This window comes from Faecalibacillus sp. MSK20_93 (assembly GCF_020589945.1).
In the GTDB taxonomy this organism is placed as follows: domain Bacteria; phylum Bacillota_I; class Bacilli_A; order Erysipelotrichales; family Coprobacillaceae; genus Faecalibacillus; species Faecalibacillus intestinalis.
Genome location: NZ_JAJDKA010000002.1, coordinates 38,046 through 59,655 on the forward strand (window position 1 = coordinate 38,046; position 21,610 = coordinate 59,655).

Annotated in this window: 26 protein-coding genes and 1 pseudogene; 25 read left to right on the forward strand and 2 right to left on the reverse strand. The window is 54.4% G+C overall.

The genetic code is table 11. The features are described from left to right. Nucleotides 1–3: 3 nt before the first annotated feature. From LJD34_RS01000 to LJD34_RS01105, 22 genes and pseudogenes are all read left to right on the forward strand, one after another. Nucleotides 4–1,377, forward strand: coding sequence for a ParB/RepB/Spo0J family partition protein (locus LJD34_RS01000; protein ID WP_227358974.1), 1,374 nt, complete (start codon nucleotides 4–6; stop codon nucleotides 1,375–1,377). A 309-nt stretch (nucleotides 1,378–1,686) separates the two neighbouring features. Then, entirely contained in the window at nucleotides 1,687–2,043 is a 357-nt protein-coding gene (locus tag LJD34_RS01005; protein WP_009901612.1) for a hypothetical protein, read from the forward strand. Next, nucleotides 2,030–2,443: pseudogene (locus LJD34_RS01010) on the forward strand (DNA cytosine methyltransferase); the annotation flags it as partial. The gene LJD34_RS01005 and the pseudogene LJD34_RS01010, both read left to right, overlap by 14 nt. A 330-nt stretch (nucleotides 2,444–2,773) precedes the next feature. Next, entirely contained in the window at nucleotides 2,774–3,115 is a 342-nt protein-coding gene (locus LJD34_RS01015; protein WP_227359021.1) for a DNA cytosine methyltransferase, read from the forward strand. Nucleotides 3,116–3,119: 4 nt separating this feature from the next. Next, on the forward strand, nucleotides 3,120–3,833 hold the full coding sequence (locus tag LJD34_RS01020) for an antirestriction protein ArdA (protein WP_173763182.1): 714 nt from the start codon (nucleotides 3,120–3,122) through the stop codon (nucleotides 3,831–3,833). Nucleotides 3,834–3,859: 26 nt separating this feature from the next. Beyond that, entirely contained in the window at nucleotides 3,860–4,897 is a 1,038-nt protein-coding gene (locus LJD34_RS01025) for a hypothetical protein (protein WP_227358975.1), read from the forward strand. A gap of 91 nt (nucleotides 4,898–4,988) precedes the next feature. Then, complete coding sequence (locus LJD34_RS01030) at nucleotides 4,989–5,459, forward strand: PcfB family protein (RefSeq protein WP_227358976.1); 471 nt, start codon at nucleotides 4,989–4,991, stop codon at nucleotides 5,457–5,459. Beyond that, nucleotides 5,456–7,279, forward strand: coding sequence for a VirD4-like conjugal transfer protein, CD1115 family (locus tag LJD34_RS01035; RefSeq protein ID WP_227358977.1), 1,824 nt, complete (start codon nucleotides 5,456–5,458; stop codon nucleotides 7,277–7,279). The genes LJD34_RS01030 and LJD34_RS01035 overlap by 4 nt, the downstream gene beginning before the upstream one ends. An 85-nt stretch (nucleotides 7,280–7,364) precedes the next feature. Next, nucleotides 7,365–7,580, forward strand: coding sequence for a Maff2 family mobile element protein (locus tag LJD34_RS01040; protein ID WP_016306504.1), 216 nt, complete (start codon nucleotides 7,365–7,367; stop codon nucleotides 7,578–7,580). 40 nt (nucleotides 7,581–7,620) lie between these two features. Further along, nucleotides 7,621–8,487 (forward strand): VirB6/TrbL-like conjugal transfer protein, CD1112 family, encoded by an 867-nt coding sequence (locus LJD34_RS01045; RefSeq protein ID WP_005927637.1) that lies wholly within the window; start codon nucleotides 7,621–7,623, stop codon nucleotides 8,485–8,487. A 42-nt stretch (nucleotides 8,488–8,529) separates the two neighbouring features. Beyond that, nucleotides 8,530–9,171, forward strand: a complete 642-nt coding sequence (locus LJD34_RS01050; protein WP_227358978.1) for a septation protein SpoVG family protein — start codon at nucleotides 8,530–8,532, stop codon at nucleotides 9,169–9,171. Nucleotides 9,172–9,213: 42 nt separating this feature from the next. Beyond that, on the forward strand, nucleotides 9,214–9,834 hold the full coding sequence (locus LJD34_RS01055) for a DUF7007 domain-containing protein (protein ID WP_227358979.1): 621 nt from the start codon (nucleotides 9,214–9,216) through the stop codon (nucleotides 9,832–9,834). Nucleotides 9,835–9,878: 44 nt separating this feature from the next. After that, nucleotides 9,879–10,265 (forward strand): PrgI family protein, encoded by a 387-nt coding sequence (locus LJD34_RS01060; RefSeq protein WP_158400879.1) that lies wholly within the window; start codon nucleotides 9,879–9,881, stop codon nucleotides 10,263–10,265. Then, entirely contained in the window at nucleotides 10,183–12,612 is a 2,430-nt protein-coding gene (locus LJD34_RS01065; protein ID WP_412531079.1) for a VirB4-like conjugal transfer ATPase, CD1110 family, read from the forward strand. The genes LJD34_RS01060 and LJD34_RS01065 overlap by 83 nt, the downstream gene beginning before the upstream one ends. Nucleotides 12,613–12,891: 279 nt before the next feature. Next, the gene (locus LJD34_RS01070) at nucleotides 12,892–14,559 is read left to right on the forward strand and encodes a C40 family peptidase (protein WP_217212287.1); all 1,668 of its coding nucleotides are present in this window, start codon (nucleotides 12,892–12,894) and stop codon (nucleotides 14,557–14,559) included. A gap of 22 nt (nucleotides 14,560–14,581) precedes the next feature. Beyond that, a complete protein-coding gene (locus tag LJD34_RS01075) occupies nucleotides 14,582–14,848 on the forward strand; it encodes a DUF4315 family protein (protein WP_227079948.1) in 267 nt (88 codons plus the stop codon). Beyond that, nucleotides 14,835–15,482, forward strand: a complete 648-nt coding sequence (locus tag LJD34_RS01080; protein WP_227079949.1) for a DUF4366 domain-containing protein — start codon at nucleotides 14,835–14,837, stop codon at nucleotides 15,480–15,482. The genes LJD34_RS01075 and LJD34_RS01080 overlap by 14 nt, the downstream gene beginning before the upstream one ends. Before the next feature lie 2 nt (nucleotides 15,483–15,484). Next, complete coding sequence (locus LJD34_RS01085; protein WP_003500082.1) at nucleotides 15,485–15,676, forward strand: hypothetical protein; 192 nt, start codon at nucleotides 15,485–15,487, stop codon at nucleotides 15,674–15,676. Beyond that, nucleotides 15,677–16,078: a cysteine-rich VLP protein gene (locus LJD34_RS01090; RefSeq protein ID WP_227079950.1), complete on the forward strand. Its 402-nt coding sequence runs from the start codon at nucleotides 15,677–15,679 to the stop codon at nucleotides 16,076–16,078. A 99-nt stretch (nucleotides 16,079–16,177) separates the two neighbouring features. Next, nucleotides 16,178–16,801 carry a hypothetical protein gene (locus LJD34_RS01095; RefSeq protein WP_412531080.1) on the forward strand — a complete coding sequence of 208 codons (624 nt, stop codon included), beginning with the start codon at nucleotides 16,178–16,180 and terminating at the stop codon, nucleotides 16,799–16,801. A gap of 12 nt (nucleotides 16,802–16,813) precedes the next feature. Next, nucleotides 16,814–16,996, forward strand: coding sequence for a DUF4316 domain-containing protein (locus LJD34_RS01100; protein WP_003500078.1), 183 nt, complete (start codon nucleotides 16,814–16,816; stop codon nucleotides 16,994–16,996). Next, nucleotides 16,996–17,337, forward strand: a complete 342-nt coding sequence (locus LJD34_RS01105; RefSeq protein WP_015553878.1) for a plasmid mobilization protein — start codon at nucleotides 16,996–16,998, stop codon at nucleotides 17,335–17,337. The genes LJD34_RS01100 and LJD34_RS01105 overlap by 1 nt, the downstream gene beginning before the upstream one ends. 47 nt (nucleotides 17,338–17,384) lie before the next feature. Here LJD34_RS01105 and LJD34_RS01110 read toward each other — a convergent pair whose 3' ends face one another. Continuing rightward, entirely contained in the window at nucleotides 17,385–18,248 is an 864-nt protein-coding gene (locus LJD34_RS01110; protein ID WP_227358981.1) for a hypothetical protein, read from the reverse strand. A 152-nt stretch (nucleotides 18,249–18,400) separates the two neighbouring features. On the opposite strand from LJD34_RS01110, the gene LJD34_RS01115 reads away from it, so the two are divergent. Together LJD34_RS01115 and LJD34_RS01120 are read left to right on the forward strand one after the other, a co-directional pair. Continuing rightward, a complete protein-coding gene (locus tag LJD34_RS01115; RefSeq protein ID WP_023042378.1) occupies nucleotides 18,401–18,691 on the forward strand; it encodes a CD1845 family protein in 291 nt (96 codons plus the stop codon). A 94-nt stretch (nucleotides 18,692–18,785) separates the two neighbouring features. Further along, a complete protein-coding gene (locus LJD34_RS01120; RefSeq protein WP_227358982.1) occupies nucleotides 18,786–20,186 on the forward strand; it encodes a relaxase/mobilization nuclease domain-containing protein in 1,401 nt (466 codons plus the stop codon). 169 nt (nucleotides 20,187–20,355) lie between these two features. Here the strand turns inward: LJD34_RS01120 and LJD34_RS01125 are convergent, their stop codons facing one another. After that, complete coding sequence (locus LJD34_RS01125; protein WP_004064252.1) at nucleotides 20,356–20,721, reverse strand: helix-turn-helix transcriptional regulator; 366 nt, start codon at nucleotides 20,719–20,721, stop codon at nucleotides 20,356–20,358. A 184-nt stretch (nucleotides 20,722–20,905) separates the two neighbouring features. On the opposite strand from LJD34_RS01125, the gene LJD34_RS01130 reads away from it, so the two are divergent. After that, nucleotides 20,906–21,604, forward strand: coding sequence for a response regulator transcription factor (locus LJD34_RS01130; protein WP_004064254.1), 699 nt, complete (start codon nucleotides 20,906–20,908; stop codon nucleotides 21,602–21,604). Nucleotides 21,605–21,610: the final 6 nt, after the last annotated feature.

A 21,610-nucleotide genomic window follows, 5' to 3' on the forward strand; every position in this document is an offset into this window, starting at 1 on the left:
CTTATGGCAGATGATAAAACCACAAAAACGCCGGAACAGCCGGTAACGGATAGCGGGCCGGGCAAGGAAACACCGCCTACTCCCCCAAAAGAGCCGGAGAAAGTTTCCGTTTCCCCGGAGCCGGAAAAAAAGACGGAACCAGAGGTAAAGAACCCACAGGTTTCTGTCTATAACTTCGCTGAAATTATGAAGGAAAAGAAAGCCGAGGAACGGGCGGCAGCTCCCGGCGGGGAAAAGCCTGACCCGGCAAAAGCGGAGAAACCGGAAAAGCAGCCGGAGGCTCCGAAGAAAGCGGAGGAAAAACCCAAAGAGCCGGAACAGCCGAAGCGCCGGGGCCGTCCCCCGAAAGCAGATAAGGACAAGGACGCAGCCTCGAAGTCCAAAACTCCCGCACAGAAACCGGAAAAGGCGGTCAAAAAGGAACCGGAGAAAAAAACGGCTCCAACGGTGCAGACCGCTCCCACTCCGAAGGAACCCGAAAAGCCGAAGGATGCACCACGCCGGGGCAAGGAGCAAATCGTCTATATCAAGCTGAACGAGCTCTACGCCTTCAAAAACCATCCCTTTGAAGTCCGGGATGATGAAGAAATGCGGGCTATGGTGTCCAGCGTCAAGGACAAGGGCGTGACTCAGCCCGCTATCGTCCGTCCCCGTGAGGATGGCGGCTATGAGATCGTGTCCGGCCACCGCCGCCAGAAAGCCAGCGAGCTTGCCGGGTATGCGGATATGCCCTGTATCGTCCGAAACCTGACAGACGATGAAGCCATCACACAGATGGTCGAGGACAATCTGAACCAGCGTGAAGAAATCCTCCCCAGTGAGCGGGCCAAAGCCTTGAAAATGCAGCTTGAGGCTATCAAGCACCAGGGCTCCCGCACTTCGGGCCAGATTGACCCGAAGGACGCAGGCAAACGCTCCAACGAGATCGTGGCCGAGCGCAATAAGATGGCGGTCAAGCAGGTGCAGCGGTATATCCGTCTCAATGAGCTGGTTCCCGACCTGATGAAGCTGATGGATGAAAAAAAGCTGGGTTTTACTACGGCGGTGGAGCTTTCCTATATCGGCAAGAAGAACCAGAACTATATCGCCGTCGCCATTGACAGCCAGCAGTCCTCGCCTTCACAGGCGCAGGCAAAGCGTATGCGTGAGCTGGACGAAAAGAAGCTGCTCAACGGGGATGTGATCGACGGCATTATGATGGAGGACAAAAAGGAGGTAGACAAAGTGATTTTGACAGGTGCGGAACTGAGCAAGTATTTCGGCAAGGAAACTACGCCGCGGGAAATGAAGGACCAGATCATCAAGCTGCTGGACGACTGGAAGGGTCAGCAGAAGGAACACGAAAAGCCGGAGAAGAAAACCGAACAGGAAAAGTAAGCCCAAACTTCGGGTCAGCATGGCCCGAGGATTGCGGGGCTCTGCCCCGCGCCCCGAAGCTCTGGAGATATAAATTATTCCCCGTCGCCAGTTATTCCGTAGCATAGCCGGGAAAATCAGTCAAGGGCAGCGCCGCCGCAGGCGGTGCCAGAGGCACCCTTGACGGATTTCTCCCGGTTATGCTTTTTCCGGGTCAAGCGACGGGGATATAAATTCTCCAGAGCCGTTCCCCTTCCCGGGGGAAGGGGCGGAGGGGTTGGGCGATACCTTGCTTTTCCCTAAACCAAAACAGAAATGGAGGCTCAACCAATGAAACGACCTTTAGCGTACCTGACCGCCGCATGGAGCGGCGAGCCGGATGTTGATATGGAGCTGGCGGCCCACTACTGCCGCCTTGCTTATGAGGCGGGCTTTTCCCCAATCTGCCCGCTCTTGTATCTGCCGCTGTTTTTGAATGACAGCGTTCCCGAGGAACACAAGGCCGGGATTGATATGCGGCGGGATATGCTGCGGCGCTCCCATACCCTGATCGTCTGCGGCAGCGTTGTGGACGAGGATGTAAAAAACGATATTGCGGTTGCCGGGCGGCTGGGCATTGCGGCGACCACACTGGAAGGGGTGCTTGCCGTGAAGGGACACGGCACCCCGGGCCATGCCGGACATTAAGCTGGGAAGCCTTTTCGACGGGATCGGCGTGTTCCCTCTGGCTGCTTCCCGGTGCGGTATCCGTCCGGTATGGGCCAGTGAGATTGAAAAAGCGCCCATCTCCATAACCAAAAGGCACTTTCCCGACATGGTGCATTTGGGGGATATTACGAAGGTGGACGGCGGGAAAATCCCACCTGTCCATATAATTACCTTCGGTTCCCCCTGTCAGAACCTTTCTCTGATCGGCAACCGCTCCGGCCTTGCCGGGGCAAAATCAAGCCTGTTCTATCAGGCGTTTCGTATCATACAGGAAATGAGGGATGCTACTGATAACCTATATCCAGCTATCGCTGTTTGGGAAAACGTCATGGGAGCGTTTTCTACAAATGACCGGATGGACTTTAGAGCCGTCCTATCCGCCTTCTCGGACACCGAAGTTCCAATGCCTCCTTCGGGAAGATGGGGAAACGCCGGAATGGTGCGAGGGGGAACGCCTGATGTGTGCTGGCGGCTCATGGACGCCCAGTATTGGGCAGGCTCCCGAAGGCTGGCACGAAGGCAGCGGATTTTCGTCGTGGCGGATTTTGGAGGCAGACGTGCCGCAGACATACTATTTAAGCCCCGTCCAATGCTCCCACTTCCTCCGCCTTGCGGAGAGGGCGGGCGGGCCGCCGCCGAAGGAGATCGAACAGCTTCTTTTGAAACAGGGTGGCAGATACCAGTCATCCACCCCTTTCAGTGCTTCCGTATGCGGGGAGCGGCAAAAAGGCAGGAAGAAACGGCCTTCCGAAACAGCTTCGGATTACCAACTGACCCTTTTCCCACTCTTTTAGCCAGTGATGTAACGCCCTTTGCCTTCTGGTATGAGGGCGACCCGGAGGGCGGCTGTATCCGTTTTCTGACGGAAACGGAAAGCGAACGGCTGATGGGGCTGCCGGAGGGCTGGACAAAGTACGGGGCGGACGGCGTGGAGATCCGGCCTCTGCAACGTTACAAGGCGCTGGGAAATGCGATTGCCCTCCCTTGCGCCGATTACATTATGGCCGGGATTTATGAGGTGCTGGCTGACCGGGCCGGAAAGGAGGAATGAGCCCATGTTTGAAGCCTATATAACCAATACAGCCCTATACCCCTTAATGGGGATTGAGGTAGGGACAACGGTACATTTCCCCATGACGACACAGGAGTTGCAGGCCGCCCTTGCCAAAATCGGGATAGACGGGAAACGGTACAGCGAAGTGTTCTTTACCAGCTTTGACAGTGATGTGCTGGGGCTCTACGATTATCTCTACGAATGTGAGAACATCGACGAGCTGAACGAGCTGGGCCACGCCCTGCTGGAAGTACGGGATAAGGGCGGACTGGAAACCTTTGAAGCCGCTCTTGTCTTAGGAAACCACACAAGGAGCGTGAAGGATTTGATAAACCTGACGCAGAACCTTGACCTTTACCGCTTTTACCCGGATATTTCCGATGATGAAGGGCTGGGCCATCTTTACGCCGACGAGCTGGGGACCATCGACATACCGGAGCACATTCAGAACTACTTCGATTATGAAGCATACGGGCGGGATGTGCGTATCAACGAGGGCGGCGTATTCGCTCCCGGTGGGTATGTGTCGGCAGTCCCGGAGGGCTTCAAGGAGTATTACCACGGGCCGCAGGACATTCCGCCGGAACACCGGATATTTGCCTATCCTGAAAAGGCCGAGCCTGTCCACTCCATTCTCGCTGCACTCAAACGGTTTCAAGAAGCCCCGCCCGCTCCGAAAAAGGACAAGGCGGGGCCTTCCCATGAAGAACGGTAAGACTTCGGGCCAGCATGGCCCGAAGCATGAAGGAGGTGCATACCATCAACTATTACCCTATCAATGAAGGGGCCGCCCGCCGGGCAAAAGAAATGAACAGCTTTTCCGACTACAAGGAAGGGAGCGCAACGGCGGAATACCGGGCAATGGTAGACAAGGCCGCCGCCATAGCGGAACAGCAGAAATCCCGGGTGGACCCCATGTACCATGAGAAGATCGACCATCTGTTAGACACCTACGCCCGCAAGCTGGCCGAAAACATGAACCAGAGCTTTGCCATTGACGCAAGGGTTCCCTCTGTGATGATCGCCGGACCTGCCAATTTCCCGGTAGGAAAGAAGGAAAAACAGAACCGGGCCAGGGATAGCAACATGGAGGAATGGCGGTATATTCAAGGGCTGCTGGATAAGATACGCAGCACCGGTATGGGCGGGATCAGCGCCGATGACCCGGCAGCGATTGAAAAGCTCCAGAAGAAGCTGGACGGGCTGGAACGCTCCCAGCTCATTATGAAGGAGGTCAACGCCTATTACCGCAAGCATGGCAAGCTGGATGGCTGTGCGCTGCTGTCGCCAGACCAGATCGAAAAGCTGAAAGCAAGCATGGCGTCAAGCTGGCGGAGCGACCCGAGGCCCTTTGAAAGCTACCAGCTTACTAACAACAATGCGGAGATCCGCCGGGTAAAGGCCCGTATCGAACAGCTTTCCAAACAGGCACAGCGGGAGTTTTCCGGCTGGGAGTTCGATGGGGGCCGTGTGGAGATGAACCGGGAGGACAACCGCTTGCAGGTATTCTTTGATGGAAAGCCTGACGCGGACACCCGGGCCGAGCTGAAAAGCAGCGGCTTTCGCTGGGCTCCCAGCGTGGGCGCATGGCAGAGGCAGCTCACGGACAACGCCATCCGGGCGGCTGACCGACTGGAATGTATCAAGCCACTGTCCGGCGAAAAGCCCTCCCAGCTTCAAAAGAAGCCCTCTATCTTGCAGACCATGCGGGAACAGGGCGAAAAAGTCCAGACGGAGCCGGAAAAGAAAGCTTCGTCCGGCAGGGATGCCGAGCGGTAAGCCTCGGGCCACATTGACCCGAGGTTTTCTGTTCCCCGAGATTGTACGGGGGCCTCCCGGATAGCGGGAACCCCGACGGAAAGGAGGTTTTATGCAGGAAGAAGTAAACCAAAAAACGGTTGCCCTTTCGATCAGGGCAACGAAGCTCACGGGAAAAGTGCTGGCTACCGCTCTTGGGAAGGTAGCGCGGGCGCTGCAAAAGCACCACCGGAAGGCGCTGACCCCGCAGGGACGCCAGAGTGTAAAAAAGCTGATGAACCACTATGGCGGCAAAAGCGCCATGCCCTATGTGGGAGCCCCAAAGGATTTTGACCGGATCGCAAAGGAGTTCCATGTGGACTACGCTTTCCATAAAGTGAGCCACGGTCATTACCTGCTGTTTTTCAAGGCTAATCAGGCGGACGCTATCACGGCGGCCTTCCAGAAGTACAGCGCAAAGGTGCTGAACAAAGAGCAGGACAAGGCTTCCATCCTCGGCCAGCTTCGGAAATTCACGGAGCAGATCAGGACACAGGCAAAGGAAAAGCAGCAGACCAGAGAGGCGGTGAAGGACGGACGTTGAGTGACAAGATCAGAAAATATGTGCTCCCAAACCTGCCGTACCTCTTTGTGTTCTGGTTCTTCTCCAAAATCGGGACGGCCTACCGGATCGCCCCCGGCACAGACTTCGGGACAAAGCTCATGGGGATGCTCGATACCTTCCCCAAAGCCTTTGAAACCTACTGGTCGGGGCTGGGCGGTATTGACCTGCTGGTGGGCCTTGCCGGTGCGGCTGGGGTGTATCTGCTGATACAGTCAAAGATCAGGCAGGCGAAAAAATTCCGGCGGGATGCGGAATACGGCACCGCCCGCTTTGGAACAAAGGAGGATATAAAGCCGTTTGTTGACCCTAAATTTCAGAACAATGTCATTCTGACCGGGACGGAGTTCCTTACCATGAACACCCGTCCGAAGATACCCGCCAATGCCCGGAACCTGAACGCCTGCGTTATCGGCTCGTCCGGTTCGGGCAAGACAAGGTTCTGGCTGACCCCGCAGCTCCTTCAAGCCCATTCCTCGTATGTGGTGGTAGACCCGAAGGGCGGCACCCTCGACCAGTGCGGGCGGTTTCTGCAACGGGAGAAATACAGGGTGCGGGTGTTCAACAGTATCGACTTTTCAAAATCCATGCACTACAATCCGCTGGCCTATATCAAGACAGAAAGCGATGTTTTGAAATTTGTTACCGCCCTGATCGCCAACACCAAAGGCGACGGCAAGGAGGGCGACGAGTTCTGGACCAAAGCCGAAACCCTTTTGTACTGCGCCCTTGTGGCTTACATCGTGTTTGAGGGGCCGGAGGAAGAACGCAACATGAATACGCTGGTGGAAATGATAAACAGCATGGAAGTCCGGGAGGATGACGAAACCTTCAAAAACGCGGTGGACTATATGTTTGACGGGTTGGAACGTCGCAGCCCCCAGCACTTCGCCGTGAGGCAGTATAAGAAATACAAGCTCGCCAGCGGCAAGACAGCCAAAAGCATTTTGATTTCCTGCGGTGCAAGACTGGCTTCCTTTGACATTCCACAGCTCCGGGAGATCATGTCCTATGACGAGCTGGAGCTTGATAAGCTGGGGGACGAAAAATCGGCGCTGTTCTTTCTTATCAGCGACACGGACACCACCTACAACTTTTTGGTTGCCCTCGCTTTTTCGCAGATGTTCAACCTTCTGTGTGAACGGGCTGATAACACCTATGGCGGGCGTCTGCCCTACCATGTGCGGGTGCTATGGGACGAGGCTGCCAACACCGGGCAGGTGCCGGGGCTGGAAAAGATCGTGGCTGTCATCCGCTCCCGTGAGATCAGCCTGACGCTCTTTTATCAGGCTATGAGCCAGTGCAAGGCATTGTACAAAGACCATTCCGAAACCATCATGGGAAACATGGACAGCATCGTGTTCCTCGGAGGCCGGGAGGCTTCCACCCTAAAGGATATTTCGGAAAACTGGCTGGGCAAGGCCACCATCTCCATGCAGACCGAGGGCCGAAGCCGTGGACAGTCTGAAAGTTACAGCCAGAATATGCAGCGGCTTGGCCGGGAGCTGATGACCACCAGCGAGATCACCACCATGCCCGGGGATAAATGTATCTTGCAGCTTCGGGGGCTCCCGCCCTTCCTGTCCCCGAAGTATGACTTGAAAAAGCACCCGAATTACAAGTACACAGCCGAATTTGATAAAAAGAAAAACGCCTTCCGCTTGGAAAGCCTGTTCCGCCACCGGCCATTGAGACTAAAGCCGGAGGACGAATACACGGTGTACGAAGTGGACGGCTCCGACACGGACGAAGAAGCTGACCTGTTGAATTTCGATGATCTGGACAGCGACGAGTTTGTGTAACTTCGGGCCATGATGACCCGAAGCGCCGCCGATGTGGGCGGCTTTTTTTGTACCCAAAACCATCAAACAAAATGGAGGAACGTATATGGAATTTTTCAATCAGGCAATCGACATTCTTAAAATTCTGGTCATGGCTCTTGGCGCCGGTCTGGCGGTGTGGGGCGTCATCAACCTTCTGGAAGGTTACGGGTCGGACAACCCTGCGGCAAAATCACAGGGCATTAAGCAGCTCATGGCGGGCGGCGGTGTCGTTCTGATCGGCCTTCAGCTTATCCCTCTGCTGTCCGGCCTGTTCAGCTAAGTGTCACCCGTTGTCCCTTTTCCAGAAAAGGAGCTGATGTATGGACTTTATCATCGACGCAATCGTTGAATGGCTGAAAGGTCTGCTCGTCGATGGTATCATGGGAAATCTGGATGGCCTTTTCGATAACGTCAATCAGAGCGTTGGCGAAATCGCCACACAGGTAGGCACGACCCCGGCGGACTGGAACGCCGGGGTCTTTTCCATGATACGACAGATCTCCGAAACTGCCATTCTGCCAATCGCCGGGGTCATCCTCACTTTTGTTATGACCTATGAACTGATACAGATGCTCATAGAACGCAACAACCTACATGAAGTTGACACATGGATGTTTTTTAAGTGGGTGTTCAAAACCTTTGTGGCTGTGATGATCCTGACGAATACCTTCAATATCGTGCTGGCGGTCTTTGATGTGAGCCAGCATGTGATACAGCAGTCAGCGGGCATTATCCAGAACGGGACAGAGATCACGCCGGATGTGCTGGACAGTCTGCGGACAGAGCTTGAGGCGATGGAGTTAGGCCCTCTGTTCGGACTCTGGCTCCAGTCCTTCCTGATCCAGCTTACCATGATTGCCTTAAACATCGTGATTTTCGTCATCGTATATGGCCGTATGATTGAAATTTATTTACTCACAAGTTTAGCGCCTATCCCGTTTGCCACAGTCCCCAACAGGGAAACCGGACACATGGGGCAGAACTATTTCCGCTCCCTCTTTGCGGTGGGCTTTCAAGGTCTATTGATCTTAGTCTGTGTCGCCATCTATGCGGTGCTGATCCAGAGTATCGCCACCGACGGCGACCCCATCGGGGCGATCTGGGGATGCGTGGGATATACGGTGCTGCTGTGTTTTACCTTATTCAAAACAGGCAGTCTTGCAAAATCCATCTTCGGCTGCCATTAAGAGACTTCGGGCCATGCTGACCCGAAGCGGAAAGGAGGCGGTATGCCTCGGCGTTACAAACAGGGTGCGGACGGACAGCCGCACCCGGCTTTCTATGGAAAGCTCCCCGAAGAATTTTCTAAAGCAGACACCATGCGCTTTATGGTGGAAACCGATCTGAAACTGTCCGGGTGCGTATCGGCGGACATGCTGGCGGCACTCCGGGCGGAAGGCTATGACTACAAGGACGGGAACCTTGTTCCCGCCGGAAAGGAGGAAACCATGCAGGAAAAGGTTGCAAACACCACCCCGGCCGCACCGTTGAAGCTGGATGTAAGCGTGCGGGTCATCGAACCTGTGAAAAATCTGATGGGCTTTGCCAGCGTGAAATTCAATGACTGCTTTGTGGTGGAAAATCTGAAAATCGTACAGGGCAGCAAGGGCCTCTTTCTTGGGATGCCCAGCCAGCCGGACGGCAAAGGCGGCTATCGGGATATGGCCTACCCTGTCACAAAGGAGTTCCGGGAACAGCTCAATACTGCTGTTCTGCAAGCCTATGAGGCAAAGCTGGAACAGATGGCGGAGCGCGGCTCTGTGGGGCGTGTGTCCATCAGCGACCAGCTCAAAGCCGGAAAAGCGGCTGCCGAACAGGCAAAGGCAGAGCGGCCTCCGAAGGAAAAGCCCAGCCGCAGTGCAGAGCGTTGACCTCGGGCCATGCTGGCACGAAGCAGAAAGGAGGCGGGAACCATGCCACGCAAACGGACGGGCTATGACGCGGCCTGCTATTACGACGGAAAACTGCTGGGCCGCTGTACCAAAGCGGACAGCGACGCCTATACCCTGTTGATGAACGCCTGCGGTGGGGAGGCCGCCCGTGTCCTGCGGGAATACGCCTACTTTTCCCCGGAACTGAAAGCCATCTTGGAAAAGGCGGCGCTCATGCAGGCGGACCGGAGCCGGACGGGCGGAATGTTCCATGCGCCGAAAAGCTCCCCGTGGGGCGAGGTGCAGAATTGTGAAACCCTCTGTCCGGGGGTGTTTCTGGTATCTACCGCCAGCCACGGCGGAACGATGGTGGCAAACGAGGTAGCCGCCGTTCTCTCCCCAGCGGCCAAAAAATGCGGCTTCAAGGACAAGGGCTATATCTGCTATGAGGAGGACGCACAGGAAAGCGTAGTGCTCCGGGAGCTGCTGGACAAAAAGCTGTGGAAAATCCCTGACCGCATTAAGGACAAAGGACAGTTTGAAGAAAAACTCAATCAGTCCATCCGGCAGTATCACCCCGAATACTGGCGGGCAAGGCAGAGCGGACGAGAGGCCGCCGAAGCTGCCCGCAGCACAGCCCCGGCCAAAGAGGCCGCAAGATAACCTCGGGTCATGCTGGCCCGAAGCAATAAAGGAGGTGTACCAAAATGGCCTATGTGCCAGTACCAAAAGACCTTTCCAAAATCAAGACAAAGCTGGCCTTCAACCTAACGAAGCGCCAGCTTGTTTGTTTTTCCAGCGCGGCGGCGGTGGGCCTCCCGGCCTACCTGTTTTCCCGTGGCAGTATCGGGAACAGCGCCGCCATGTTCCTGATGATCGGCCTCATGCTCCCGTTCTTCTTTCTGGCTATGTATGAGCGGGACGGTCTGCCGCTGGAAAAAGTGCTGAAAAACATCATCCGCACCCGGTTCCTCTATCCCCGTGTGCGGCCTTACAAAACCGAAAACTTCTATGCGCTGCTTAGCGCCAGAAAGGAGGCGCAGCCGATTGCGAAACAGCAGAAGGGCCGGAAAGCCCGCAGGCAGAAAACCTGAAAAGCAGGGCCTTACCGGCCTGTTCACGAAAGGAAAGAACATTCCCACCACCGCCCAGCAGACCCTCCCTTACCGGGAAATGTACCGGGACGGGGTGTGCCGGTTAGCGGACCGCTATTACACCAAAACCATTGAATACGAGGACATCAACTACCAGCTCGCACAGTCCGAAGATCAGGCAGCCATCTTTGACGGGTGGAGCGCCTGCCTCAACTACTTTGACAGCAGCCTTCCGTTCCAGCTTTCCTTCCTCAACCACCGGAGCCGCCCGGGCAGCCGGTACAGCGTGAACATCCCCATGCAGGACGATGATTACAACAGCGTCCGGTGTGAGTATGTGGAAATGCTGGAAAACCAGATCGCCAAAAGCAACAACGGCATTGTCCGCACAAAGCTCCTGACCTTCGGCGTGAATGTGGACGACCTTCCCACCGCCAGGGCAAGGCTGGAACGTGTAGAGGCGGACATTTGCGGGAACTTCAAAAAGCTGGGCGTCAAGTGCCGCTCCCTTTCGGGGCTGGAACGGCTGGAGCTTCTTCACGGGCAGCTCCACCCCGGCAGCGGCTCCCCCTTCCGGTTTTCATGGGATATGATCCCCAAAACCGGGCTTTCCACCAAAGACTTTATCGCCCCGGACAGTTTCGATTTTCGTTTCAGCCGTCTGTTCCGGGTGGGGACGACTTGGGGCGCTGCCTCCTACTTGCAGATTTTGGCCTCAGAGCTCTCGGACAAGCTGCTGGCGGAGCTTTTGGAAATGGATGCGGAAATGACCATCACTCTCCATATCCAAACCGTCGATCAGGCCGCTGCCGTAAAATCCATCAAGGCCAAAGTCTCCGACATTGACAAGATGAAGGTGGAGGAACAGAAGAAAGCCGCCCGGGCCGGGTATGACATGGACATACTCCCGCCCGACCTTGTGACGTACAGCAACGACGCAAAGACTCTCTTGGAAGATTTGCAGAGCCGGAACGAGCGAATGTTCCTGCTGACCTTACTTGTAGTGAACATGGCCCCGACCCGCCGGGAGCTGGACAACGACCTGTTCACGGTATCTGGTATCGTTCAGAAATACAACTGCACCTTGAAGCGGCTGGACTTCCAGCAGGAGGATGGTTTTCTTTCCAGCCTTCCGCTGGGCCATAACGGCATTGAGATCAAGCGCGGCATGACGACCAGCTCCACGGCCATTTTCGTTCCCTTTATGACGCAGGAGCTCCGCATGGATGGCGAAGCCGTCTATTACGGGCTCAACGCACTTTCCCATAACGTCATCATGGCAAACCGGAAAAAGCTCAAAAACCCCAACGGCCTGTTCCTCGGCGTGCCGGGCTCCGGCAAATCCTTTGCCGCAAAGCGGGAGCTTGTGAACGTGTTCCTTGCCACCCGTGACCGGATCATTGTGGTGGACCCGATGGGCGAATACTCGCCCCTTATCAAGCGGCTGGGCGGACAGGTCATCGAGATCGCCCCGGACAGCCCCCACCACATCAATCCGATGGACATTGACCTGAGCTTTGACGAGGAAAACCCGATGGCGCTGAAAGCCGACTTTATCCTGTCGCTGATGGAGCTGATTGTTGGCGGCAAGGATGGCTTGCAGCCGGTGGAGCGGACCGTCATTGACCGCTGTGTACGCCAGATGTACCGGGAACATTTGCAGGACCCGGAAACAAGCAAAATGCCGACCCTCCAAACCCTGTATGACCTGCTCTGTTCCCAGCCGGAGGGCGAGGCGGTACGGCTGGCAACTGCCCTTGAAATCTATGTGTCGGGTTCCCTTAACGTGTTCAACCATGAAACCAATGTGGACTTAAACCGCCGTCTGGTATGTCTTGACTTAAAAAAGCTGGGGGCCGGGCTTCGGACGATTGCCATGCTCATTATGCAGGACTTGGTAAACTCGCAGGTGTCCATGAATTTCCTCCGCGGTATCGCTACATGGTGCTACTTCGACGAGTTTCATGTGCTGCTCCGTGACCGTCTGACGGCAAGCTACTGTGTGGCGATCTGGAAAATGCTCCGTAAGAAGGGCTGCGTACCCAGCGCCTTAACGCAGAACGTGAAGGATTTTCTGGCAAGCCCGGAGATCGAGAACATCTTTGAAAACTCGGACTTCCTTGTGCTGCTCTCGCAGGCACAGGGCGACCGGCAGATTTTAGCCAAACAGCTTGGGATCAGCCCCCACCAGCTTTCCTATGTGACCCATACCAATTCCGGCGAAGGGCTGCTGTTCTTCGGGAATACCACCATCCCGTTTGTTGACCGCTTCCCGCAGAATACCGAGCTGTACGCCATTATGACCACCCGCCCGGAGGACAAAAAACAGGAAATGAACCGGGCATAACGCACTTCGGGCCATGATGGCCCGAGGTTTGGAAAGGAGGGATACATCATCGGAAAGAAACCGGATAAACGGAATTTTCAGAGGACGGGGCCGACGGAGGATACCGGGGGCAATCGCCCCGGACCGGCTGAACGGGAAGGGCCTTCCCCCGCACCGTCCCGACGCCTGCGGTTTGAGGACGAGGATACCGGACCGGACAGCCCTTCGGGCCATGATGGCCCGAAGTCCAAAAGCGGCAAGTTTCAAGAGGACAGCCGGAAAAGCCGTCCCTCTGACCGCATGAGGCAGGAGGATGAAGCGGGCGGGCCGCAGGATACCGGCAAGGCACAGGAGCCGGAGGGCTCTGCCGAGAAGGCCGGGAGCAAAAAGGATAAGTACCAGAAAGCACAGGCAAAAGCGGAACACGCCGGGGAAAAGCTGGGAAAGGCTCGGGAGAAACTGGACAAGACCGAGGCAAAACGGGCAGCGAAGAAACCGCCGGGGCTTGCGAAGAAAGCTGTCCGGGGAGCCCGCACCGAAGCGTGGTTTTATCTCCACAACAAAATTCACGAAGTTGAGCATGAAAATGTGGGTGTGGAAGGAGCCCATAAGTCGGAACTTGTGGCCGAGGCCGGAGCCCGGAAACTGACTCGGTATGCCAAACGGAGATACCGGGAGCACCCGGCCCGGAAGGTGGCAAAGTGGGAACGGAAGGACATAAAAGCCCGGGCCAATGTGGATTTTCAAAAGATGGCCTCCGATCACCCGGAGCTTGCCAGCAATCCGCTTTCCCGTGTGCAGCAGAAATGGAAACTGAAACGCCGGTATTCCAAAGAAGCAAATGCGGCTGCAAAACAGGGCGCAAAGGCCGCAAAGAAAACCGCTGCCGCTTCGGGAACTGCGACCCGGCGGGCGGCGCAGTTTGTGACCCGCCATCCCGTGGCGGTGCTGGTCCTGCTCCTGCTGTTGCTGCTCTGTTTTCTTGTGTCGGCGGTAAGCTCCATCTTCCCCACGCTTGGCAGCGGCCTTGCCAATGCGTTATCCGGCACCTCCTACGCCTCGGAGGATACGGACCTGCTGGGCGTAGACGAGGACTACACGGCACTGGAAAACGAGCTGGCGCAGACGGTAGCGAACATTGAAAGCACCCATCCCGGCTATGACGAGTACCGCTATTCCGTGGACGAGATCGGCCATAACCCCTATGAGCTGGCGTCCTATCTCTCGGCAAAGTACCATGTGTATTTCCGGGAACAGGTGCAGGACGAACTGCGAGAAATCTTCGAGGCACAGTATGAGCTGACCTTGACAGAGGAAGTCGAGATACGCTACCGTACCGAAACCAGCACCGACCCGGAGACCGGGGAAACCACCACCGAGGAAGTCCCCTATGAGTATTACATCTTAAATGTGACCCTAACAAACAAAACGCTGCCTGCCGTGATCCTGCCGAGGCTTAACGAACAGCAGCGGGAAATCTACACCGTCATGCAGCAGCTCAAAGGCAACAAGCCCTATCTGTGGGAAGGGATTTACAACGGCGGCGAAGATACCGGCCCCAGCTATGAGATACCCGGCGAGGCGCTGGATGACCCGGCTTTTGCGGCGCTCATGGAAGAAGCCACAAAGTACATCGGCTGGCCCTATGTGTGGGGCGGCTCCAGCCCGTCCACCTCCTTCGACTGTTCGGGCTTTGTCTGCTGGGTGTACACGGCCAGCGGCGTCCACAACCTGCCCCGTACCACAGCGCAGGGCATTTACAACCAGTGCGCTATCATTTCCCCCTCCGAGGCAAAGCCCGGCGACATTATCTTTTTCACGGGAACCTATGACAGCCCCGGCCCTGTGTCCCATGTGGGGATTTATGTGGGCGACGGGATGATGCTTCATTGTGGTTCGCCCATCCAATACGCAAACATCAATTCAAGCTACTGGCAGACACATTTCTATGCCTTCGGGCGTTTGTGAGCCAGAGGAAAGGAGTCCTTGCATGAACAAGATCGACAAGCTCGATAAGGAACTGGAAAAAGCCCGGGAGAAGGCTGCCGAGTGGCAGACCAAAATCCGGGAGCTGGAAAAGCAGAAACAGGAGGAAGAAAACAGCCAGATCGTGCAGGCGGTGCGCTCCCTCAAACTGACGCCCGCCCAGCTTATGGCTTTTCTGAATGACCCCAAAAATAGCCTTACCACTTCGGGCCATACTGACCCGAAGCCGAAGGCACCCGAAAAGGAGGACACAGCCCATGAAGAAAACTAAATTTCGCAGGCTGGCGGCGATGGCTGCCAGCCTTTTGTGTTGCCTGATCTTTACAGTCCCGGCTTATGCACAGAGCAGCGAGCCGCAGCCGGAGACAGCTCCCTCCCCGGCAGAAACCGAAGCAGAGCCGGAAACCCAGAACCCCTTTACCCCGGACGGGACGGGAACCGTGGTGGATAACGCCACCGACGAGGATGGAAAGGAGTTCTACACCATCACCACCGCAGACGAGAGCGTGTTTTATCTGGTGATCGACAAACAGAAAACCAGCGAGAACGTCTATTTCCTCAATACCGTTACCACAGACGACCTTCTGCCTCTTGCCGAACAGGGTAAGGAACCGCCCAAAGAAGTGACCCCGGAGCCAGAGCCAAAGCCCACCGAACCGGTGGAGGAAGTACCGGAACTCGAGCCGGAGAAAAAGGACAGACCCCTTCTCTCTCTGCTCCTGATCGGTGCGGTGGTGCTGGCCGGCGGTGGAATTGGTTACTATTTCAAGATTTACAAGCCGAAGCATGAAGCCCCGGATTTGGAGGATGATTACTGCGAATATGAGGACGGGGAGCTGGAGGAGATCGCAGAGGAACCCGAGGACGAAGATACCCCGCCGTGGGAGGAAGATACGGAGGAATGAGAATGAATTTTACAAGCAGCCCTTTTGAACGAATGATGAAAGAAGTACCGCACCCCGGCTGGGACAATGACGACCCTTGTAAGGGATGCCGTTATTACAAGGAGTGCAAAGGAAAGAAAAAACAGTGCCGGAAGAAGTTCCGGGCGCTGATCGTGGAGCCCCGCCCTTCGGGCCATCGTGGCCCGAAGTCATAAATGGACGCCCGGGAGCTGACCCGTGACGAGAAGAAAAAAATCCGCACTCTGGTCACGGGGATGTGCGCCAACTATGACCGGGAAAGCGGCCTGTGCTTTCCTCTTGACTGTGCCTGCTATATGCTGCACAAGTGCTGGACAGGGGCGTACTGCCGTTATTTCCGTGAGGCTGTCCTGCCCCTTAACCCGGAGCTTCAAGCGGCGCTGACAACGGAAGGCATCTCCCCGGAGCTGCGGGCCTGTGCGGTCTGCGGAAAGGCATTTTTGCCCGAGGGGCGTCAAGCCTACTGCTCCGACGCCTGCAAGGCCGAAGGGAACCGCCGGAAAAGCCGGGAACGCATGAGGAAAATGCGGGAGAAAAGGCCGGGCGGCTGTTACGATTTGCCGCCTCCAAAGGCTTGACATTCCGGGCTTTTTTGAGGGTGTTTCCGGGGTAGGAATATCTTATTACATTCCTCCCCGGTCTGCCCTCTTATTTCGTAACATCCAGCACTTCGGGTCATGTTAGCCCGAGGCACAGAAAGGAGGTATCTCTTGGAGACAGTACAAGGATATGTGATTTTGAAAGCTACCACCTTTGAAACCGGACACGGCTTTGCGCTGGGGCATAATCCGGGAGCGCCGAGCCCCTTTGTGACCTGGCAGTTTACCGAGGGGGAAAACGGCCATCGGGATTACTACTGGGGCCGCTATGGAACCAGTCAGGCGTGGGCGCAGAGGGACTTTGACCGCCGGGTGGACGACTATCAGCAGCTTTACCATGCGGCGGTCAAGCATACCGAGCTGGGACCGGAGGGCGTTTACCGATATTATTCCACCCAGCGGCCCGTGGACATAGGCACCTACCCGAAGCCGCCGGATAACCAGCCTCTTTCCATCGTCAACTATGATGATGACAGGCGGCGTCCTGTGGCAGACGGCAGGCTGATGGCATGGGGCGAACTGACCTACGCAAAGCCGCTGACCGAAAAGCAGATGGGGGATTATGAACTGAAACCAGCACCGGGCAATCCTGACCGGGTGCGCCCATCCATTACCGCCCGGCTCAAAGAAGGAACCAGAGGGCAGGAACCCCCGAAGGAGTCCGGACAGAAGCGGAGCCATAAAAACCATGAGGACCGATAAAGGAGGATCGCCATGCACGAAAAAGACAACTATCTGAAAACCGCCGAGCTCTCCACAGAGCAGAACTGCAACATGATCGACGGCGTACCCAACAACACGCCCATCCCGCCCACGCCCCCGGAGCTGGACGCAAAACCGCTTGATAAGGTAAAGGAGCCCAAAGAGCGCCGGAAAGGCCGGGAGCTGGAACGCTGATGGAGAACCGCAAGCGGAATGTCCATCTGCACGTCATGGTAACGCCGGACGAGCTGGCAGCCATCCATGAACGGATGGCCGAGGCGGGCATTTCCAACGCCGGGGCTTATGTACGGAAAATGGCTCTGAACGGGTATATCCTGCACATCGACCTTGCGCCCGTAAAAGAGCTGATCTCTCTGCAACGGCGCTGTTCCAACAATCTCAATCAGGTCGCCGTACACGCGCATACCTATGGCGTGTACCCGGAGGAAATCGACGGATTGAAGCGGGACTATGAAAAACTGTGGGGCGAGGTGTCAAAGGTGCTGCGGGAGCTCTCCGAGCTGGTGGCAAAGTAAGACGAGGGCGGCAGGTTCCGATGTTGGGACCTGCCGCCTTGTTCTTTTTACCATCTATATCTATGTTTCCGAAAATGTAATTCCCGAAGTCCAGCCTCTTTACAAATAGACGATAGAATTTTTAGTATTTCTTCTCGTGTAGAATTAAGCCATTCAGCAAGCTCACGATCATAGAAACAATAAGCGACATCTTCGCCTGTGCCATATGTCGAATAGGCGTTTTCCTTTTTGGCTATTTTCAATCGTCTGCGAATTGCTGTTAGCATATCAGTGATAGTATAGAGTTTTTCTCTCCATAAAGAGTTTTGGACAGAAGATTTTCCATCAGCCTGTTTTAATATGGAGCCATCACGAGTTCTTAGTACCCCTGTATTCAAGGCAATTAGCGTATCTTCAATCGCTTTATCAAAATCCTCCATTCGACCTTCTTGATAAATGTCATCTTGAAAGGCTGGACGATCAAAGCACTCCAAATAAAATTGGACAAGCTCTTTATCTTTTTCAAAGGCAGGTGTGGAAGAAGTAGTTTCGACTTCTAAAATTGCTGTCTGTTCTGCAAGCTGCTTCCAACTTTGTAGCAGTTCTTTAGGATAACGAGTAATATCCGTATCAATCAATTTAGAACAAGACTGGCATAACCAAATTCCATTTTCAAACGACTTTCTTTCTTCGGGTGTCATAGAAGCGTCATAGCGTGGACCGCCTTGAGCCGCTGCACAGATATGAGCTGCTACCCCTATATTTGTAATTTTTTCAGGATTGGTATTTGCCCCACAAGTCAACTTTCGGCAAGCAGGATTACTACATCTTCTACCAACCCGATTTGCCAGTAATTCCTTTGTTGCTGAAGTAAAGTCGTCTCTGCTGTTCCCCATGTTCATCACCTCGTCTAACCAAAATATTGATTTCATTATATCATAACTTTTTAGATAAAACCATCAAACTTCTGGCCAGCATGACCCGAAGTTTTGGGACAGGATTCACTAATCTTTCGCAACATTTATGTCCCCGGGCAGGCATGATAAAATAGAGGTAGGAAGGATAGATAAAGGAGGTTTTGAAGATGAAGATACTGCTGAAAATATTGGTTGCTCCCTTTGCGTTGGCGCTGTCCCTTTTGGCGGCTCTGCTGGTGTTCCTGTTTGATATTTGTGCCGTCCTGCTGACGATTGCCTCTGTGATCCTGGTGGTGCTGGGTGTCGCTCTCTTTTTCACGCCGACGCCCATAGGCGGGATTGTATTTCTGTTTCTTGCCTTCCTTCTTTCGCCGTATGGACTGCAAGCGGCGGCGGGCTCCCTTCTTTGGGCGCTGGACGGAGGCAAATCCGCTCTGTACCGGTTTCTGGCAAGTTAAGCAGCCTCGGGCCATACTGGCCCGAAGTCGGGGCAGTCTGAATGGGCCGCCCTTTTCTCATGGAAAGGAGGGATGATTTCTGGCTACCACAACTTTGTTACAGCGCCATGCGGGCGAAGGCGAAACGATTGCTGAGGCTATCCGGGATTGTCTGGATTATGGCAAGGACCCGGAGAAAACAGAAAGCGGAAAGTATATCTCCGCTTATGAATGTGATCCGGCCACCGTGGCAGACGAGTTCCTTTTGGCAAAGGCCAGCTATGCCGCTATGACGGGCCGGGAACAGAAAAAAGAAAATGATGTGCTGTGCTATCAGATACGACAATCCTTCTATCCGGGCGAGATCACCCCGAAGGAGGCGAACCGTATCGGCTATGAGCTGGCTATGCGCTGGACAAAGGGGCGGCACGCTTTTATCGTTACCACGCACACCGACAAGCAGCACATCCATTGTCACATTTATTACAACTCCACCACCCTTGACTGCGCCCGGAAATTCCGAAATTTTTGGGGCTCCAGCTTCGCCCTCCGTCGGCTCTCTGACAGGCTGTGTCTTGAAAACGGGCTGTCCATTGTGGAGAACCCGAAGCCCCGGAGCAAGGGTAAGTATCGGAATTATGGAGAATGGCAGAAAGACCGGAAGGGGCCGCTTTCCTATCAGGACAGGCTGCGCCTTGCCATTGATACTGCGCTGGCGGAACGCCCCGCCGATTTGGACGAATTTCTTGCCCTGATGAAACGGGCCGGATATGAAGTCAAGAAGGTTCGGGGAGGCGGTATCAGCTTCCGGCTAACCGGGCAGGGGCAGGAACGCTTCACCCGTCTGCGTGCCTCCACGCTGGGGGACGGCTACGACTTGCAAGATGTTTTGGCCGCCATTGAGGGCAAAGAAAAACGCCCCGGGCACTCGGAGCGGAAAATCAGTCTGGCGGTGGATATTCAAGCGAAGCTGGCTGCCGGTAAGGGGCCGGGATATGAACGCTGGGCGAAGGTATTTAACATTAAGCAGATGGCCGCCGCTCTTGCCTATATACAAGACAATGGACTGACCGATTATGAGCAGTTGGCGCAGAAAGCCACCGAGGCGGCAGACCGTTTCCATGCCATTTCCGAGCAGATCAAGCAGACGGAACAGGCCATGAAAACCAATGCCGGGTTAAAGGCAGCAACGGTTCAGTATGCCAAAACACGCCCGGTCTTTGAGCAGTATAAGGCGACGAAGTACAGCCGGAAATTCCTTGCGGAGCATGAGGCCGATCTTGAACTGTACCGGGGTGCACAAGCGGAAATGCGCTCTCTGCTGGGAGGGGCGAAGCTCCCTAAAATGGATGTGCTGAAGGAGGAAGGCCGCAAGCTCACAGCAAAGAAAAAACAGCTCTATGGAGAATACCAGAAGGCACGACGGGATATGCAGGAGATCGTCACGATCAAAGCGAACATTGACACTCTGATGGGCTACACCGAACCGGGAAGAAAGCAGGAAAAGGAGCGTTAAGGTTATGAAAACAAGGAGCAAAGCGACGCTGACACTTCGGGCCATGTTGGCCCGAAGATACGGGTTTGGGGCGAGCCCCAACAAGCCGCCTTTGTGCCACTTGTGGCCACAGAGGCATTGCTTGCCACTTAGCGACAGCCCCTAAAATGACGCAAAAAAACAGAGGCCCTTATTCTGGAACCTCCGTTTCTCTGGCTTTCTTAATGCCTTCGGCTGTGGCTTCTATCACGACAAGCTCTTTTTCATTCATGGAGTTTAGAAGTACATCAATGTGCTTTCTACAAGAGCTTGACCTTGCCCCTCCGTCCGCATGAATAAACTGGTCAACTGAAACGTCAAACATAGTAATGAGTTTAACAAAAAGGTCGAAGCTGGGATATTGACCTTTGTTCTCAATATTCATAATGGTACGGGAGTCACGGTCTACTAATTCCGCAACATAGGCTTGTGTCCAGCCCTTTTCTTCTCTGGCTCGTTTGAGAGCTGCCCCGAGGCCGTGAAAGTCAAACCTTCTTTCATCTTGGTTCATTCTCATATCACCCTATATCATTGTACATTTCTGGTCAGGTTATGAGAATGTAATCAAATTTGATGTAAGGTAGTATTTTGTTTCATTTCAAAAGTGGTTCTGCCTTGCTCTAATGCAACAGAGACGGTATAATTAAAATAATATGTGAGCTTTAATTCGGAAATCTGAGAAATGATAAGGAGATAATAGTATGGAAACTGGAACACACCCACATCTTCTGATTATTGAAGATGATGTGCTGCTCAATGATATGACGAAGCGGCTTTTGACCCAACATGGTTATTGCGTAACCTCTGCATATTCTGGAAGCGAGGCGCTTCTGTTGATTGAGAAAGGCACTTTTGACTTAATTTTACTTGATTTAATGCTGCCCGGCATACCGGGGGAAACAGTATTGGAAAAGATGAAAAGCACGATGGATATTCCGATTATCGGTGTGTCCGCTAAAACGGATATAGACAGCAAAGTGAACCTCATACGAAATGGTGCAGATGATTACATCACAAAGCCATTCGACAATCAAGAGCTGCTGGTGCGGATTGAAGCAGTGCTCCGGCGCTTTCAGAAGTCTACCACCCCCAACAATAGCAAAATACTTCGCTTTAAGGACTTGTCCCTTGATACAGAAGCTATGGAGGCTAAAATCAGGAATACCCCCATTACTTTGACACGGTATGAATACCTGATTTTGCAACTTCTGATGTCCTCGCCCTCAAAGGTATTCACAAAGAACAATATTTTTGAAAGCGTGTGGAATGAAAATTTTATCGGGGACGATAATGCAATCAATGTCCACATTGGAAATCTCCGCAAGAAGTTTGCCAAGGTCAATCCAGAGGAAAAGTATATTCAGACGGTTTGGGGCCTCGGTTTCAAAATGCAGGGCTAATCCTTA